Raw genomic sequence first — 17692 nt, forward strand, 5'->3', positions numbered from 1 at the left:
AATGAGCGTTACAGACGCGCCTCTATTACACGCTATAATTTATGTAACCATGTCAAAGGATCCAGTTGAATCACCGGACGAAACGACTGTGTTTCCGTACCATGAGCTGAGCCCGCCGACGACCACTGACATCTGGCGTGCCCGCAACCGCGTCAGTCGGCATCTCCCGAAAACGCCATTGGTTCGGAGTGAAGCGTTATCTGCCGAATTTGACGCTGAGGTATATCTCAAACGAGAAGATACGCTACCGACCGGTGCGTTCAAAGTTCGTGGTGGCGTGAACTTGCTTTCTACACTTGATTCCAAGTTTCACGACCCAGGTGTGATCGCTGCCAGCACAGGTAATCACGGACAATCCATTGCTTACGCCGGACGCCAGTTCGATATCCCAGTGACAATCGTGGTTCCAGAGGATGCGAATCAGGCCAAGGTAGCAGCGATGGAGCGTCTCGGTGCGACGGTGCTGTTCGACGGCGGCGACTTCGATGAAGCTCGCGTCCAGGCGGAAACGTTAGCCTCCGAGAAGGGCTATCGATACGTGCATTCGGCAAACGAGCCTGCACTCGTCGCTGGCGTGGGGACAGCAGGTCTGGAGATCGTCGAAGAACTGCCTGATATTGATTATCTGTTTTGTCCGGTTGGCGGTGGCTCCAGTGCGTCGGGTTATTGCCTCACGGTCGGGGCACTGACCGAGGCCACTGTAATCGGTGCTCAGTCCGAGGCTGCACCGGCGATGTATCGGGCTTGGGCGAACGATCATCTTGAACCACACGACCGAATGGAAACCTTTGCCGAGGGTATAGCCACACGAGTGCCGTTCGCGCTCACAACGCGGCTGCTTCGTGATCGGCTTGATGACTTCCAGCTTGTGAGTGAAGATGCCCTCAAACAGGGTGTTGGTGATCTCTACAGAGGTGAACGGATCCCGATGGAAGGTGCGTGTGCAGCGAGTCTCGCTGCCATGCGACAGCGAGGGGACGAACTTTCGGGTGCTACCGTCGTTTTCCCGATTTCAGGTCGGAATATCGACCTTGAGAAACTTGAGACGTTAGTTTCTAAAACCGCCTGAACGAGACCGGATCTGTGTGGCTATTCCGAACCTGTTGGAGTGGTTTGAGATTAGTCCGCTCCCGCAGGAGTAGGTGCCTCAGTCTCCTCAATGAACGTCCGAACCTCTGAAATGACACGATCAGGTGCTTCCGTCGGGCCACCATGACCAATTCCATCGAATTCCACGAGTTGACTATCCGAGAGAACATCGTCCACCGCACGAACACCGTCTTTCAGGTGAGGCGGTCCTCAGTCCCAGTCAGTAGAAGTGTCGGTGCATCGATGTCTATGGAATCGGGGAGTTGGTACTGCTCGATAGCGCGATTGATTCGTGCGACGTTTTCGGTCAACGCTACGATGTCGGGCCAAGGTGGCCACTCGGCTAGCCAACCGTCGAGATCATCGATGTCGCCACCGTGCATGACCTCGCGGATGTAGAATTTCATGGCCTGTCGACGGTCGCCGTCATCGATTCGTGCCTGCATCTGTCCAGCGAGATCGGCCTTCTCCCTGTATTCGCCGACGAGAACCGCCGGTTCGTACGCAACGAGTTTCTCGACCGATGCAGTCCGAGCCGTTTCGAGTGCTAAGAGACCGCCAAAGGAGTGGCCAAACAGCACCGGAGTGCCCTCCACTGCATCGATAACCGCACGCATATCTTCGACGCCACGGTCGAGGGTGTACTCCTCGGTGTCACCGCTTTCCCCAACGCCACGTCGGTGCGGGATAATTACAGTGTAATCGTCAGCAAGTCGTGGTACGATTGGCTTCCAATACTGCGGAGCGGAGCCACCGTGAAGTAGTATCAGTGGCGGGCCTGCTCCGTGACGTTCGAAAGCGATACTGGTTCCGTCTGCTGAAGCGACTGTCTGCATAGTGCAGATTGTGATTGGTTCAGGGCGGGTGAAACCCTGTCTCTCAGCTATTCGGCCGTTTAAGTGTGAACCAGCTACTGTCGGTGTTGGCACTCGGCCACTATTAATTCCGAATATGCGTCCAACCGGTAGCGAAAACAGAGAGAGAACTCTCTATTGAACTTCAGACTTCGAAGCTCGCTTGAGGAGTGCCACGGCACTGCCGCCAAGAACGACGTTGAACCCCAGAAGCACAGCAACGGCAGGGACGACGGTGTTCCAGAGTCCAGTAAACGCCGTAACCTCAAAGACCGACAGCACGTCCTGTCCGCGCATGAAGAGCGCGGATACCGTCTACGCCGTAGGTGTATCGGTCACTCGACTATCTATCAACTATTGTATAAATTAATTCGTTAACTGCTGAATAGACAGTGCAAATACAGCAAATTATACGATACAGATCTCGGGCTGGATAGACAAACCCACAAGCTCACAGAGAAACTGAGGAGCCAATCGAATATCACTACCAATTTATGGAAGCCTTTGTCGACCCATCGGTGGTATTGATATGATTAAGATGGCGGTTTTACCATACAAAACGGATATATCAATTACGGGGTGTAGGGAGAACTATGGATTCCCCCAACTGAGACAAAAAAATACACAACGAGGTGAATCCTCCTGTAATGGTACAACCGTTCTTCATGTCGATGATCAGAGTGCTTTCCTTGAACTTACCAGCGAATATCTCGCTAAGGAACTTGACGATGTTACGCTTATCACTCGGTCAGATCCACAAGCTGCGGTAGCATATCTGAAGGCCAACGAGGTTGACTGTATCGTCAGCGATTACCAGATGGGCACAATGGACGGTTTGGAATTCTACGAGCAGGTCGCATCCCACAGCACAGAGGTTCCATTCATATTATTTACCAGTAAGGACAGCGATACGATCGCTTCGGAAGCTCTTGAGGCGGGCATTGATTCGTTTCTCCAGAAATCATCTGACCCATCAGGTTTTCGTATGCTAGCAAATCGGATCTCACTGCTTGTTGAACTATATCAGTTGTCCTAACAGTTATTTCAAAACGATGTTGCCAATCAGGCTCCGGCATAGTTCTGTTTGATTGAATTATTTGAGTAATCCAACCATTAAACGAGGCGCGCTGTAGGGTCTACAACGATTTGACACTAAGCATTACCGACTGCTACATAGAAACTCTACATCTTGCACTATCTTCTAAAATTATATCTATCCCGACATACTTCACGGGACTGTTGCACTATCACGCGACGGGATCGAGTGATTTCATCGAGAAATCCGACTTCGAGCAGTATCTTTCAGCCACCTCCATCAGGGCTCGTGTCCGTCGAATATCCGCCACATTGTGACGTACAATCGGTTCGAAATCTCCACGTTCCCACGCATCAACGGCCTCGCCGCTGTCATCGAACGGATCCAGTTTACCTAGATCGTCTCCGAGTAATTCCTCGTACACCGCTGTAAGCGACGTTTCAGTTGTATTGAACCGGGCTTCGAAAACGTCCATGAGATCGATGTACGGCAATCCGATGAAGGGCCATTCCATATCGTGAGTATTGAGCCGTGTCCGGACGAATGGGAGATCGAAGCCACCCTTCCACGTTTCGCCGTTGTAGGCGACCAGCTTGATCTCTTGGGTGGTGAGGTTCGATTCCACGAAGTCAGTCATTGCTTCTAGGAGTGCTGCCTCGCTCTCATGTGTCGAGAGCACGACGGCCGGATTCATTTCTTCGTCCAGCCGTTCGGCAAGAGAACTCGGCGTTTCACGGTCGCCGGCGTTCAGAAAGACTCGTGAGCTGATGTCGGCATCAAATCCGATGACGGTTACTTGATCGGTCGTGTGGAACCCGGTTGTCTCGATGTCGAAGGCGACTGTCTTTAAGTGTGTCATCACTTATCGCACTCCTGTGTTTCATCTCCAGATTCTAGCAGTTCCTCGTGTTCTAATGCCTGCTCTATTTCTTCTAGCCGCTGTTCGTGGTCATCGATTCGGGCCTCCTGTTCGAGATCGATGCTGAACAGTGCCGGCAGGAGTGGATTCTGGTGGTTCAACAGCCCGCTTGCATCAGCGTGCTCCCGTGCGTACTCGAAGAGCCGGTCGAATCGTGGTTGATCCCGCCGACGGAGTGCCCGGCGGAACGCTGCCCACCGCTCTTCGATGGCCCGCAGCGCGTCTCTGTATGTCGGATTCGTACGTCCCATTGCTATCGTCCCCCTCCACCGGTGGCCGTCCACGCATCGAGTAGCGGGTCTGCGGTGGCCGCCACTGTCTCACCGGTGGCTGTGACGCCTGTCCCGACGCCCTTGGCAGTCGACGCCGCCGTCGTCGTCGGTTCCACACCGACCTGTGTGGCACGCGCTGCGAGCAGCTGCCGCCAATACGCGAACGTCGTCTGGTAGTACGCGCCGTCGCCAACGGGATAGACGAGCGTCTCGAAGTCCTCGCCGACGATCCGTGGTCCCATCCGAGTCTGTTCGCACTCCAGGTGGTAATCGGCGGCCGTCGCAACTGCTTCAGTGAATTCGTTTCGTTCGTTTCGCGTAACGAGCACGGGTATGTCGTACCCATCGGCGTAGCTCGACAGCCGTGCCAGCGTTCGGGCCTGAAGCGTTTCCGCGTCCGTTTCACCGAGCGTATTGTCGGTGCGGTACTGGGAGTCGACGGCCGGCACGACGACGAGGGCAGGTGTGTGGGGAGAGGTGTCCTTGCTACGATTTGGTGGGTGTCGACTCTTTGCGCCGGGACTGGCGGTCGATGCCTGGATAGTCTTGTTCACCGCCGTTGGGAGATCACAGACGGTACTGTAGTGCTGGTAGGCGGTGAACCCGCGTGCGACATGGATTCGGTTGAGCAACCGTTGGCTGGGGACGATCTGGGCGAGTGTAGTCGTTGTTGCGTGACCGTTTGCGTCGACCCAAAAGGCAGGCCCATCGTGCAGGAGGAGATGATCGAGGACGAGCGACTGCAGGATCGGGACGCCACGGCTTCCTCGACATCGAGCAGCGTGATGCCGTCGTCGAGCTGCGGCAACAGCATCTCGTCAGTAGCCGGATCGGCTTGGTCAGCGAAGGCCTGATTACGGTCGGCGTCGCGGGTCGGCTGGTCGACCGCCAATCGGTTCGAGGTTGAATGGGGTGGCATACTCGACTAGTTATCACTGTCCCCGATAACTCGCGGCGTGATGTTTCCGTGCTTCAGGGAAGGGGACGAGACGGATGTAAACTGCCTCCTATGGTAGAGATTCTGTAAATGAGCGACTATTTCCGAGAACGTTTCCAGAACAAGTCGCAACCTACGCTGATGGCTTAACCAACAAAATGAAATTCACGAGCGGTTTGTTGGTTAATCTGGGCTCGGCGGATCGTGGTGTGACGCATCGATATCTCTGTCGTACTTGTCGGCGATGATCTCCAAGGCGGGCTCGTATGCTGGGTGATTCTCCATCATCTGGTCGATTGCATCCTCTAACGGGATGACAGGGTTACCGTCGACCCACTCGGTTTCGATACTGGTTGTCTTCGGGAACAATACGTAGTGAACATTCCCAGTGACCTCGTTGGCGTCTGGACGCTCGTTGAGTGTCGTCTCGACACCAAACTGCTGGAAGAACGCCATCCACCGTTCGATGTCACGGTCGTGGACTTCGATAAACACCGGATAGTCGTCGTGGCTCCGCGCGATTTGGTAGCCGCCCTGTGTCCAGACATACGCAGCATCTATCTCTGTAAACGCAAACTCCATCCCAGCGAAGTGTGGAATGACGTACGCGTCGTCCTGCGAGATGGTGTCGCGGCTGTACAACGCAGCCATCATCTCGGCGTACTGCTGGCGCATCTCGTGATCGATGATCTGAAGTCCGTTATCGGTATTAGCGATAATATTTGCATTTTCTAACCGCTCAACCCAGTCGTATACCCACGAGTACGAGACATCGATCTTACTCGCGATGTGGTTGATAGAATCCCCACGTTTGACTGCTAAGACAATCTTTCCAGCTGTAGCATCCATCAATTCGATCATTGTAGGTAGTGCCTTGTTCGCGGCCGTACTCTTGTTCGTAGTTATCTCTAAAGAGATAGTAATACATAGAACTTCAGCAATGCCCGATTACTACGGAGTCTACCTACCGTTAGACGAGCAAAGCTGAAATCCAACACAAAACCTACGACTACGCACGGGCCGGGACGCGACTCTAAGCGAACCTGGTGCAGAAACACCCCACAAAGGTCGCTGCCGCACAGAGTGTCGTTGTATCGAGCGCGCAAGCGATAGTCTGCAGGAGAAAATTGAGTGGAAGATAGAGGGTACGAATACAGCACACTGTTCACCGAGAATCAGCGTTGCCTGATTTGTCTGTAAGATCGTAAAACAACCATCGTTACAAGTCTTCTATGCAACACTACTCACAATTAGGGATGAGAAAAACCAGTACCAAGCAAAGCCTGCGACAAGTTCAAGATCAAATCAACACGTGGTTTGCCGACACCAAGATTACACGAACTGTCTTCGCGTTCTTATTCATTTGGTACGTCATCATCTGGTACGTCCCGCTTGGTTTCGACGAGTCAACAACCACCTACTGGTTCATCGCAACAGCAAACCCGTCTCCTGGGTGGATTCTAGCGATGCTCTCACACGTCAGTATCACCCATTTCCTCGCAAATGCTGGACAACTCTTACTTTTCGGGAGTATCGTCGAACGCCGCCTCAATACACAACAGTATCTCACATTCCTGTTCACAGTTGGACTCATCACCACATTATTTCAGGTAATTGAATACAACATCAAAGGCATCACAGGCGGGATGGTCGGAGCGAGTGGGGCAACATTCTCAATCGTTACCTTTGCGGTCATCGCACTGCTGGAACCGCTCAACGGGAGCCCTCCCACAGTTACATCACCAACAGATCATCGTCCTGGACTTATTCTCGCTGCACTCATTATCCTCATCGGACAACTACTCAACGACTTCACACCATATCTGTCGTTTTCACAAAGAGCTTCAGGTATCGCCCATTTATCCGGTATGATTCTCGGGGCAACCGTCGCACTACTTTACACTAGCCGTTAACGGCTAACAGATGGAAGTGTATGTGATTCCTCTTCCCTCAGATGATTCGGGAGTTTTCGTTGGTCATGTGAATTAATTCGCACGTTTACCTAACGGCTCTTTCATCGCTTATGGAGCAAATCAAACGACGACCAGTTGCTACGTACCTCTTCTCTGTCGGTCACTCGGCTATCCCTCAATTAGCGTTTAGATTGATTCGCCAGCTGCTGAATAGATCGCGCAAATCCAGCAATAGACCAACATTCAAACTCTCAGCCAGCTCACGATACCCTTCTGATTTATATCACTGACTTATGCATTAAATTACAAATGTCCCGAATGTTACTACTGAAGTATGGATGCCTCCGACTCTGTGAATTCTTTTGTCCGGCTAACAGAATATGTTGACCTAGAAGATTCGACAGATACCGGGCTTATCACCGAGCGATTTCAATCTAGTTTCGGTGAGGACAAGGAGTGGCATGTTGTACTAAATCCTGACTTAGATGGGCCAAAGTCGATAGCTGATTTCCCTGGGGAAGGTGATAATCTCACAGTACAACCAACCCAGGCACTTATTTTCCATGATGGTAGGAATGTGGGTATTATAGGAGTTGGAAGTGGTGAATTCTATGGTGAAAAAATAGATGAAGAAGATGATATCCTAAAAAAAGCATTTTTTGAGGATTTAACAGACAAAATAAGCTAATTCTGGATGCTCTGGACAAAATTCTGGGTGATGTGAGATTTCATCAGAACAGAGTAAATCTACTGCACCGAGGCCCAGTTATGCCGGAGGAGCTAAAATTACAACAGATCTGACGGCAATGGATTCCAGAGAGATTCTACAGGAAACAGAAACGCTACGCTTCCTACTCGACGAACCCGGTTGTGTTATCAAAATCAGCCGATGTCGGCGGCAGTACGGCGGTATGTATCGTCGAGACGGGGGCCACCCAGTGCTGTGTATAGGTCGATGAGATCTGCGACATCGCTTAGACAGTAGTCGTTGAGTAGTTGTGTAAGTTCGCGGTGAACGCCGGTATGTTCGATACCTGCTTCGACGTTTTGCACGTATTTCTCGCCGAGAGTCTGCCCGATGTGCTTGCCTTGCACAGCTTTCCCTTCGATCTCAGAGAGATAGGTGTCGGGGAAGTCGTAGTCGTCGTACCAGATGCTGTCGTTTTCGATCCCGGTGAGGTCGTAGACTTTCCAGTCAGGGAGGATGTGCTGATCGTCCCAGAGCCGGATTCATACTCGTCGGCAGCCGCGAGTGCGACATCAACGTGGTTTTCGAACAAAGTCTCTATGCGTGCCGAGAAGTTGCGGCTACCACTCTCATCGGTATCGCGGGCCCAATTCAGTAAGTGCTTGCCGTCGAACCAAGTGCCGTTGTATGTGAGGAGCCGATCCACATTCCGCTGGTCACACCAATCGAAGAGCCGTTCGTATAGATCGATTGTGTACTGTTCGTCCCAGTTACCGCGTCGGAACAATACCTCGGTTTCTGGCATGTTATTCACCTCGTCAGCATAGGCGAGGCTGACAGCGAACAATTCGAAGTACTGGGTATCGTTTGAATTCTCCGGCGGCTCTTCGAACGGACTCGCGGTTTCAATGTCGATGACAAGTGTACCCATCTTCACAGACCTCTCTGTCGTAATGACAGTCGAATAATAGCATGTTTGTTATGGAAGCTGCTTCGAAGGTCGATACTTCAGGAATAAGCAATTCTGCATTTCCAGCTAAATTCAGACTACAGATCAACCTCTGTGGGATTCTAACCCACAGAGAGCTTTGGTATATTACGTCCTTCTGTGGCCCACTAGAACTCAATCTGTCTGTTAGAGGTGAAAGATTGACACGTCGGTATTGTCAGCTAGTTCCTGATTCGGCGGCGTCACCGGTTCGGTAAACTCGCTAAGCGTTCCGTTCCACACTGGGTTGGCGTCAACTGTCGGGGCTTCGCCGGCGTCGCGAGACAGCGTTTTCCACAGAAGCGACTGATCGTAGGTGTCGGGATCATCGGGGATGTGGGAGAGTAGGGATTCGGCCATGACGACGATCAGTTTGTACTTATGACGGCTGAACGCGACGTTGGCTCGATTTAATTCCAATAGGAAATCGCTCTCCGACCGGATAAACTGTGGATTAGAGGCGGTTGCACTCACGATCATCATGTCGTTCTGCCCACCCTGAAACCGATTGACAGTCTCGACCTGCGTGCCGTTATCGAGGTCGACTGGCGGGTTCTCAACACGCTGCTGGATGGTTGCAATATTGGATCGAAGGCGGCTTCGTTGAGCGTTATGGGGTGTCACGACACCGGCGGTCGCCTCGTGGCTGTGTTTCAACAACAGGATATTACAGATCGTTGACTCAATTGGGTTTACCTGCTGAAACGTGCGGTCGGAATCGTAGGTGATGACGGTAATCGGATTGTCGGCAAATACTGCCTGTAGTGGCTCAGTGTCGGCCCTATGCAGCTCTGGGATGTCGTCATGCTCGGTCGCCGAATAGTCGATCCCGTCCTTATCATACACTGTGTTTCCGATAAAATCCGCTGTCTCCGGGCCGAAACGGAACGTCGTATCCAACTGAATCAACGGAATCGGATTGTTGTCGGGATCAATATTGGTGGCAAGCCGGTCGCGCTCATCGGCATCGAGAACGTCAGTATCGCTGTTCGCTACCGAGTCGTTGCTCCTCTCTTCGTCGGTATCACTGTCACCCTCGCCACTGTCCGTATGGGCATGGTCATCATCAAGATCGCCACCGAGCAAGCGGAAGTAGTTGAGGGCCGATAGGTGCGGTGCGGCCTCGACGATAGACTTCCGGTGGGTATCTTCCCACTCGTGTTTTTGAACGGGTGGCAGCTGCCGATGATCGCCGCCGAGTAGGAGTTGTCCCGACCGCTTCATCGCGGTGCCGGCAAGAATGAGTTTTGGCAGTGTGAGCATCGAAGCCTCGTCAGCGACGATTAGGTCCCATAGATCGAAGTTAGCGATATCTTCGGGGTCGGGACTACTCGCCGTACATACTTTCTTCAGCATTCCCCAGCTGGATGTCGGCGTCGCAAAAATGAGCGTGTGTGACTGTTCGCTAGCGGGCGGCCCATCGTCGGTCACGTCAGTCTCCGTGGATTCTCCTTGGTCGAACACATCGATTGTCGCCTGTCCGGACTGGCTTTGTGTTGATCCACCGTCGGCTGTCGGCGTCTTGTCAGCTTGGGAGGCAGGAACAACCCGGTTGTCGGTCCTTTGCATCTGATCGCGCAACTCTCGAAGTCGTTTGGCTCCCTCGCCATCGGAGTAGTGGATGTATTCGACACCATCTACGGGATTGTCTGGTGTTTCGTGTGTCACCCGGACGATATCGACTGTCTCCTCGGAGAGTCCGTGAACGCCGTTTTCAGAGAGCGTGTTGAGTCGGTCAGCGGTACTCTCTAAAACCTCGTCGACGGCTGTGTTCGACGGCGCGGTGATCAGCCCGGACACGCTCTGTCCGACTTGTCCGGCAGCGAACAGCCGGGCACACAGTGTCGGGGCCAGCGTCCCGTCCGTTTTCCCTGTTCCCGGCGGGCCTTGCAGTAACGCCACCTGATCGGCGGTGGTGATAAATTCAGCCTGCTCGTCGTTCGGATAGGTGTCGGGATCGATGTTGTCCTGCATCCAGCCAGCGAAGGCATCCAGCTGGTCGGCATCGAACATAGTATCGCTGAGAGCGTCGTCCTCTCCCCACCGCAACCCCTCAAGAAGTGTATGAAGCGCGTTCTGATCGGCGGTTTCGAGGGCCTTGTCGGCACGGTCGGCCGAAAAGCTCTGCGTGGTGGGATCGAGAATTAGCCACTCGTCGGTGTCAATAAACGTCATAAAACCGTCACCACGAGCCTCAACTCCGTCAAGTGTGAAATCCCGGTGTTCAGAGTCGTACCGGCCGGGATCCCAAAACATATTGCGTAGCTCCACGCTGATCTCCTGTGCTTTCAGGTCAATTGAACGAATCGTCGCCTTGACACCCATCTCAATTTCTGCTGGCGTGGTCGCCTCGGTGGTATGCGTTGTCGGGTAGTAGCGGTTAGCCACCATCCAATCGCCGCCGGAGGTGCCTTCTTTCCCCTTCTTTTTACAGACGAGTTTGGCATCCTCAGCGTTCTCCTCGCCGAACAGATTGGGGTGGCCATACGGAATATCGCCCGACACAACGATACTGCCATTCCGGCCTGTATTGGTATCGATGGACTTGATCTTGACTGGGATCGTCTCCCCGGAGAGGATTCGCTGTCGGGGGAGCTTTCGGTATAACTCGTATAGTTCCTGCTGTTGGGCGGTATGCTCGACGGCGAGATAGTCGCGTGATGCCTCGGCGATTGTCGCCGTCTCGCGAGTATCCGTCCACAGTGTCGCCGGGTCAACCTCGGGATTCCGATCTGTGATCTTCTCACTTCGATAGAAGGCAGCCCGCTCGACGTGTTCGATAGCGTCGACGAGATGCTTTCCAAGCGCGGTCACATCAGTCTCGCTGATCTTTCGCTCGCGGTCAACAGGGTCGTAGTAGAGATAGCTGTTGATGTCGGTTTTAATGTTGTAGGCGTCATCGGAAATATCCATCTCGACGTCATCGATCCACTGCTCATCAATCCGGCCCATCGCCGCCCAAATATATCCCAGTGGTATCTCGGCACCGTAGCGATATCGGGTTTTCAGGCCCTGACTGTTGGGATAATCGGTTGGGTCAACACTGATTCCATCGTCCGTCCGACGCCATGCTCGCTCGGTATTAAACAGTCGATGCCGGAACAGCGACCGAATATCGACCGATTCGCCACTAGCGGCGTCTACGGGCGTGTGTTGCCACCCATCGGGCGTTTTCGGCTTGCTGTATTCGTCCGACGGGGGATTGAGAAAGTCGTAGACGTGGAGCAAGCCGTATGACGTGGTCGGTATTGCTAGCCGTGGCTTGATCTCCGGCTTGATGTGAGCAACCCGTGGTGTGTCCGTTCCCGGCTGGCCCTCAAGCGTATCCGCAAACGCCTGAATCAGTTGCTCCGGGGATTCGACTCGTCCACCGGTCATCGGTTCGGGGTATGTACTCGTATCGGTATCAGCCGCATCGCTATCAGCGTCGCCGCTAGCGGCGTCAGTCGCTCGTTCTATCGCCTCTCTGAGCGCATCATACTCACCCGCTGTGTAGGTGTAGAATTGCAACAGCGGGTTGTCCTGGCCGAACCCACTAGGAATATCCATTCGAGATGCGACAGCCTCTATCGCCGTATTTAGATCGGACACGAATCTCGTAAGCAACGACTGCTCGCTGTGATCGGCAGCCGCTGAGTCAAACCCGATCTGCTCATCACCCGACTGGTCGTTCTCCGCTAGCTTCGATATACGGATGGAATCAATATCCGGGTCGCTAACCGATACTCGCGCACTCAACTGGACAAGTCGGTCCCGAAGGTGGTCGTGCTGTACATTCAGATAGACCCGAATCATCGAGTTGGGAGCGAACTCGACCTCTGTGGGGTCGAATGGATCGTCCTCGGGGAGTTGGAACTTACCGGTTCCGGGTATCCACAAGCCATTCTGATAGTCGTCAGGGTCGGATAGCTGTCGGCGAATCGCCTCGGCCTGATACACGAGATTTGGTAAGCTGTCGCCGATTGTCGTATCGGCTTTCAGATCGTAGTACAGCGAATCCTTCGACACGAACCCGGCTCGTTTCTGCGTTGTTGGATCCCACTCATCATCATTCGGGGCAGTACACAGGTCGGCCAGTTCGTCGATAGTCGTAATGCCGTTCTCGACGAGAACCTTCTGCTCGGATTCGCTCAAGCCAAGTAATCGAACGTGGGACTGCTCGAACGCCTCGGTCGTACACGACTCTGTGTAGGGACACTGGCTGCATTTGTCGGTGATGGCGTGCGGGGCGTCGGAAAGGTCGTGCTCGCTCGTCGAGGCGATCTCACCGTCGGCCTGTAGCATCCGGGTTACGTCGGCAATCCGGGAACGGTAGTCGAATGAGGGGTGATTCGAAATATCAAATTCGGATTCCCACTCCGTCTCACGGGTCACAACACCGGCGGAGTAGGTGACAGCTTGGCTGTCTATATTAGCACTCGTTTCTACTGCCTGCTCAATTAATCGGGTATAGATCGCGGCCTGAATCTGCTGGTAGCTCTTTTGTTCGGCCGTAGATTTGGCGTCGATGACGCGAACGCCAGCCCCTGACTCAGTCGGCCACACGATCACGAAATCCGCATGGCCGGCAATATTGTAGGCCGCAACCTCACCTTTCAGTGTGGGCTGAAACAGAACGGTGAATCCCGTCTCGGCTGGCTGGGCGAGAGCGGCTGTAATCGTCTCAAGAACCGTCCCGTGGTCGGGGTCAAACTCGTCGCCCTCGTCATCATTCGTGAGGTCGACCACGTCGTCAACCTGACGCTCGTAGCGGCTCTTGACACCCTGCTCGAACTGCTCGCCAGCCTCAGAGAGTAACAGATTGAGCGGGGTGAACGCCTCGTCATACTCGTCGCCGTCGTGATGCTCCGATTTACTCACATCGTCGATCCGGTGTTTAAAAAATCGGCTACACTGACCGAGCGAAAGATATTCGCCAATCTCTGCGGGTTTGAGAATATCGGTGGAAGCGTCCGGTGGGGTAGCCATTGTGGCATTCATCCGTGGCTTCGCTTATAAGCGTCCGCCTACCGCAGTGGAAGTATCATCGAGTCTCACTCTCCATAGTTTCATCTCCAGATTCTAGCGCGTCCTCGTGTGCTAACGCCTGTTCTATATCCAATCGGTGTTCGTGGTAATCGAGCCGGCTCTCCTGCTCGAGGCAAATGCTGAACAAGGCCGACAGGAGCGGATTCTGGTGGTTCAACAGCCTGCTTGCATCAGCGTGCTCCTGGGCGTACTCGAACAGCCGGTCGAATCGTGGTTGATCTCGCCGGCGGAGTGCCCGGCGGAACCCTGCCCACCGCTCTTCGATCCTCGGGGTGCATCTCAATATGTCGGATTCGTGCGTCCCATCGCTATCGGCCTCCTTCACCGGTGGCCATCCACGCATCGAGCAGCGCATCTGCGGTGGCTGCTACCTTTTCATCGTCAACTGTGATGCCTGTCCCGACGCCCTCTGGGGTTGGCGTTGACGATGTGTTGGTTCCACTCCAACCTGCGTGGCACGCGCTGAGAGCAGCTGTCGCCAGTAAGCGAACGTCGTCTGGTAATACGCGCCGTCGTCAACGGAATAGACGAGTGTTTCAAAGTCCTCGCCGACGATCCGTGATCCCCATCCGGGTTTGCTCACACTCAATGTGGTGGTCGGCAGCCGTCGCAATTGGCTCGGTGAATTCGTTTCGTTCGTTTCTTGTAACGAGCAATGGGATATCGTATTCATCGGCGTAGGTTGCCAGCCGGGCAAGCGTTCGGGCCTGCAGGATTTCAGCGTGAGTCTCGCTGAGGGTATCGTCGGCTCGTTCTTGGGCGTAGACGGCCGGTGCGACGATGAGAGCGGGTATACCAATCTGATTAACCAACAAAATTAGTATCCGAATATATCGTTGGTTAATTCGTCACGATTTACTGATTGTGAATGATAGAGCCATTAACGGTGCAGCGATTCTTAGTTATGAATACCACACACGGTACTGTACCGGTGTGTGGTTAGTTTAAGTTTAGTTGTTTGCCAGTGCAGCTAAGCCGACGGCAGCAACCGTACCAGCTATCGCGATATCGCCGGCTGCGTTACCCGTCGTCACGACTTCCGGCTCACCGAATGGTGGTAGGAAGTCAATCTCTGTCTGGGATTGAGCATGTCGTTTATGCATAGTTCACCTCCGTTTGGTAGTGACAATTGGTTAGTGTGCGATGCTTCATGTTTCAGTTGTCCTCTCGGACGGCGGTCGCATGTTCGAATGCCGTTTCGTAGGCTTCATCGTCGGTCCATTTGTACTCGCTCGTTTCGGAGACGATAACCAGTACTGTGTGACCTACAGCACGGTTGACAGCATCAACGACGGCATTGAAATCCGTCATATCGACCTCGCCTAAAGCTGTCTCAGAGAGGTCATGCGAGTCCAAGATCTGGAATACCAGATCATGGAATTTGCTAAGGTTGCCGAACGGGGCAACTTCGTAATTGTCATGGCTGTCATCATACTCCAAGTAGAGTACGATCGGACTCTCACCACCTTGGTGAGTCTTGTCGAGATAACCGTCTCGAACAAGGCCGTTAAGTAGTGTCGTGGAATTCAATGATTTCACGACCTTTGCTTGAGAATCGACGATGTCGCTTACTGTTGACGAGGCTTCGATATCAGCCTGCAGATCAGGCCGTTCGAATTTGCCTCGGCCATGGACTTCGGCAATCGCTTTGAGCAGTCGCTGTCGATGATGGGAGAGGTTCTCCCATGGGGTGCGACCTGAGTCGGCTGGATTTGTAGCAGTACTCATACATATCTACCAGTCACCTAGAAGGAAGGGAAAAACACTTATCTAGAGTGTTCATAGGGGAAGCTAAGCCCCACCTCCCAGGATCCCACTCATGGGTGACTGGTTGGGATGTTTGTCGGGGCGAACAACGGTCGAGAGCCGTCCACTCCAGGTTTCCACGCAATTCGTGGACGGCTTCCTTCGTTGCGACATTTTGAATCGACTGAGTTTCTGTCAGTGGTTACTGGCACGTATGTTATGGTCGTACTTATAACTAGGAAGACACCATTGTAAATTCAATAAATCTCTGAAATATGGATTTGCGATGAAGATATATAATTCAATATTGTACTCGTCTATGAGTGCGGTAGAGTTCTTATAACAGTATTTATATCGAATAATACTATCTGTATGCGAAGGAACGTTATATCCGAAAGAGAGTACATTTCGATGTAAAATTTTATTGCTACAGCGTGTTTGTATGAGTTTATGCTTGGGACCGCTGGCAGTGCTGAGGATTATATCTCCGATGCAGAACATCACAATCCATGGTGGTCAAATCGACCTTGGCCTCCGCTGATTTTGATGAAGTAACGAAGTACTCGCCGCGATCAGATTTCTTCAGGCTACTCAATGATTTCGAGGAATCAGCAGCCACCACCGAGGCAAATATACATGCGATCTATGGTCAGACTGGTATCGGCAAAACGACGTTGATACAACAATTTATCGCGGGCTTGATCGAGTCAACTCAGTTCGAGTGGGATCCAGAGAGTCGATCGGAGGATTTGGTTCAGTCGGTATCTCCGAGTCAGATCCTCTATATTCCATTAGAAGAGTCCTTGTATAATCTCGACTCGCCACAAGATGCAATCCTTGCGCTATCTAATGTGCTTGATTATTTCAGATCGCATATTGCTAATCCTACTGAACAACGATTCATCTTCCTCGACGATATTGGTGCTCTACGCTTAGATGAAAATTTGGAAGAACAATTTTTAGAGATTTTCGAGCCCGGATCTGTCGTGCTCGTTGCTGGCCACACTAAATCACAAGTAGATTTTGACAGCAATCTGTCTCCTGACGGCATTGATGTTAGAAACAAGGTTTTCCCAATGCTGACGATGAAGTTTATCGATACGATAAAAAAGAGAACCTTTGACAAAATCGCAGACATTTCGTTAAGCATTGATACGAATCTAAGCGAGAGGGTTCGGGGATATCAAACACGAATAGATACCGATACGCCACCGCTGATCAAACAGGCTAAAACACATTTGAAAAATCGTGAGATGGACGGATTCCTTGAGTCCCTTGAACAACTCTATTTCGACGAACTCACTGAATCGGAGCGACAGACACTGCATCAAGCGGCAGAGGTCTACTTACGACACGGTGGTATTCTATATCGAACCCCCGATACCATCGTTCGGAATGAGCTGGTCAAATCGCGGTTCTTACTATATCTGTATAAGGAACTCGCCCATATTGAGCGGGTACAAGAGCCAGCAAATCTGCATCGGTTGAGCTCAATTGCTGCGACAGAAGCCGGTGAAGAGCTCCAATATACTGAAATTGCAGATCAGATCGGCGTTGATCGGCGGACAATCGATTCATATTTGCAGACACTAGAAGCCGGAAAAGCGGTCTCAGAGGCCAACGAGTATTCGATACGTCAACACCGGAGAACAAGATTGTATCTTCGGAATCCTAGACATTTAGTAACGTTATCACAGAAACAGGAGCATTTTGGATATGAAACCTTCGGCTCTCCTGCGCAGCTTAATCATGAGTTCCAGCATAAGCTGGCCAAGTCAGTTCTCTACGATCATGCTCGCCGGCTTGCTTGGCGGATGCCAGATGGTCCCACTGAATCAGGATCTGTTGAGTATGAGACAACTGAAAGCGGCGTTGTAGACTACATTTTGGAAGGTGATGGGCTTGTAGTTCCGTTCGCACTATCGTATCATCCATACACCGCTGAAGCCGAACATGCGGTAGTCGAATTCGACCCTTCAGATGGGAATCATTCCGACACAACAGGTGATGCTGTTGATCTCGACTATGACTGTCCGACTCGGTTTGTTCTCACAGATAGTTTCCCACGAGAACTCAAGTCCAGGGAGACCTTCAGTGGCGAATTCAACGGCGAAACCGTTCATTATCTCCCATACTGGCTCTTCTTGCTCATTTCCTGATTGATACGATTCTTATTGTCTAGCGATAATCGATGTTCTCCACGATGGGATATTTTAACCAAC

Annotated in this window: 12 protein-coding genes and 4 pseudogenes; 5 read left to right on the forward strand and 11 right to left on the reverse strand. The window is 52.4% G+C overall.

Features of this window, described 5'->3' with window-relative positions:
- Window position 1: 1 nt before the first annotated feature.
- On the forward strand, window positions 2–1069 hold the full coding sequence (locus tag ACFQJB_RS14945) for a threonine ammonia-lyase (RefSeq protein ID WP_379728498.1): 1068 nt from the start codon (window positions 2–4) through the stop codon (window positions 1067–1069).
- A 214-nt stretch (window positions 1070–1283) separates the two neighbouring features.
- Here ACFQJB_RS14945 and ACFQJB_RS14950 read toward each other — a convergent pair whose 3' ends face one another.
- Both ACFQJB_RS14950 and ACFQJB_RS14955 read right to left on the reverse strand, forming a co-directional pair.
- Complete coding sequence (locus ACFQJB_RS14950; RefSeq protein WP_379728662.1) at window positions 1284–1925, reverse strand: alpha/beta fold hydrolase; 642 nt, start codon at window positions 1923–1925, stop codon at window positions 1284–1286.
- 153 nt (window positions 1926–2078) lie between these two features.
- Window positions 2079–2271: pseudogene (locus ACFQJB_RS14955) on the reverse strand (ABC transporter permease); the annotation flags it as partial.
- Between the two features lie 201 nt (window positions 2272–2472).
- Here ACFQJB_RS14955 and ACFQJB_RS14960 point away from each other — a divergent pair.
- Window positions 2473–2979: a response regulator gene (locus ACFQJB_RS14960; protein WP_379728500.1), complete on the forward strand. Its 507-nt coding sequence runs from the start codon at window positions 2473–2475 to the stop codon at window positions 2977–2979.
- A 211-nt stretch (window positions 2980–3190) separates the two neighbouring features.
- Here the strand turns inward: ACFQJB_RS14960 and ACFQJB_RS14965 are convergent, their stop codons facing one another.
- The 4 genes and pseudogenes from ACFQJB_RS14965 to ACFQJB_RS14980 all read right to left on the reverse strand — a co-directional run bounded on the left by ACFQJB_RS14965 (window position 3191) and on the right by ACFQJB_RS14980 (window position 5956).
- Window positions 3191–3838 (reverse strand): ribonuclease H-like domain-containing protein, encoded by a 648-nt coding sequence (locus ACFQJB_RS14965; protein WP_379728502.1) that lies wholly within the window; start codon window positions 3836–3838, stop codon window positions 3191–3193.
- Window positions 3838–4149, reverse strand: coding sequence for a hypothetical protein (locus ACFQJB_RS14970; RefSeq protein WP_379728504.1), 312 nt, complete (start codon window positions 4147–4149; stop codon window positions 3838–3840). Before ACFQJB_RS14970 ends, ACFQJB_RS14965 begins: the two co-directional genes overlap by 1 nt.
- Window positions 4150–4151: 2 nt before the next feature.
- Window positions 4152–4984, reverse strand: a pseudogene (locus ACFQJB_RS14975) (hypothetical protein).
- 306 nt (window positions 4985–5290) lie between these two features.
- On the reverse strand, window positions 5291–5956 hold the full coding sequence (locus tag ACFQJB_RS14980) for a helix-turn-helix domain-containing protein (RefSeq protein ID WP_379728506.1): 666 nt from the start codon (window positions 5954–5956) through the stop codon (window positions 5291–5293).
- Between the two features lie 383 nt (window positions 5957–6339).
- Here ACFQJB_RS14980 and ACFQJB_RS14985 point away from each other — a divergent pair, with 383 nt between their 5' ends.
- Together ACFQJB_RS14985 and ACFQJB_RS14990 are read left to right on the forward strand one after the other, a co-directional pair.
- The gene (locus ACFQJB_RS14985) at window positions 6340–7020 is read left to right on the forward strand and encodes a rhomboid family intramembrane serine protease (RefSeq protein WP_379728508.1); all 681 of its coding nucleotides are present in this window, start codon (window positions 6340–6342) and stop codon (window positions 7018–7020) included.
- A gap of 334 nt (window positions 7021–7354) precedes the next feature.
- The gene (locus ACFQJB_RS14990; protein ID WP_379728664.1) at window positions 7355–7708 is read left to right on the forward strand and encodes a hypothetical protein; all 354 of its coding nucleotides are present in this window, start codon (window positions 7355–7357) and stop codon (window positions 7706–7708) included.
- A 286-nt stretch (window positions 7709–7994) separates the two neighbouring features.
- Here ACFQJB_RS14990 and ACFQJB_RS14995 read toward each other — a convergent pair whose 3' ends face one another.
- From ACFQJB_RS14995 to ACFQJB_RS15015, 5 genes and pseudogenes are all read right to left on the reverse strand, one after another.
- Window positions 7995–8639 carry a hypothetical protein gene (locus ACFQJB_RS14995; RefSeq protein WP_379728512.1) on the reverse strand — a complete coding sequence of 215 codons (645 nt, stop codon included), beginning with the start codon at window positions 8637–8639 and terminating at the stop codon, window positions 7995–7997.
- A gap of 204 nt (window positions 8640–8843) precedes the next feature.
- Window positions 8844–13556 carry an AAA domain-containing protein gene (locus tag ACFQJB_RS15000; protein WP_379728666.1) on the reverse strand — a complete coding sequence of 1571 codons (4713 nt, stop codon included), beginning with the start codon at window positions 13554–13556 and terminating at the stop codon, window positions 8844–8846.
- Window positions 13557–13719: 163 nt separating this feature from the next.
- Window positions 13720–14030, reverse strand: a pseudogene (locus ACFQJB_RS15005) (hypothetical protein).
- A 2-nt stretch (window positions 14031–14032) separates the two neighbouring features.
- Window positions 14033–14515 (reverse strand): annotated as a pseudogene (locus ACFQJB_RS15010) (hypothetical protein); the annotation flags it as partial.
- Window positions 14516–14879: 364 nt separating this feature from the next.
- Window positions 14880–15452: a hypothetical protein gene (locus tag ACFQJB_RS15015; RefSeq protein WP_379728520.1), complete on the reverse strand. Its 573-nt coding sequence runs from the start codon at window positions 15450–15452 to the stop codon at window positions 14880–14882.
- Window positions 15453–15979: 527 nt separating this feature from the next.
- Between ACFQJB_RS15015 and ACFQJB_RS15020 the strand changes: the two genes are divergently transcribed.
- A complete protein-coding gene (locus ACFQJB_RS15020) occupies window positions 15980–17629 on the forward strand; it encodes a DUF4143 domain-containing protein (RefSeq protein ID WP_379728522.1) in 1650 nt (549 codons plus the stop codon).
- Window positions 17630–17692 lie beyond the last annotated feature (63 nt).

The sequence above is a fragment of the Halonotius sp. GCM10025705 genome (assembly GCF_042662885.1).
GTDB lineage: Archaea > Halobacteriota > Halobacteria > Halobacteriales > Haloferacaceae > Halonotius > Halonotius aquaticus.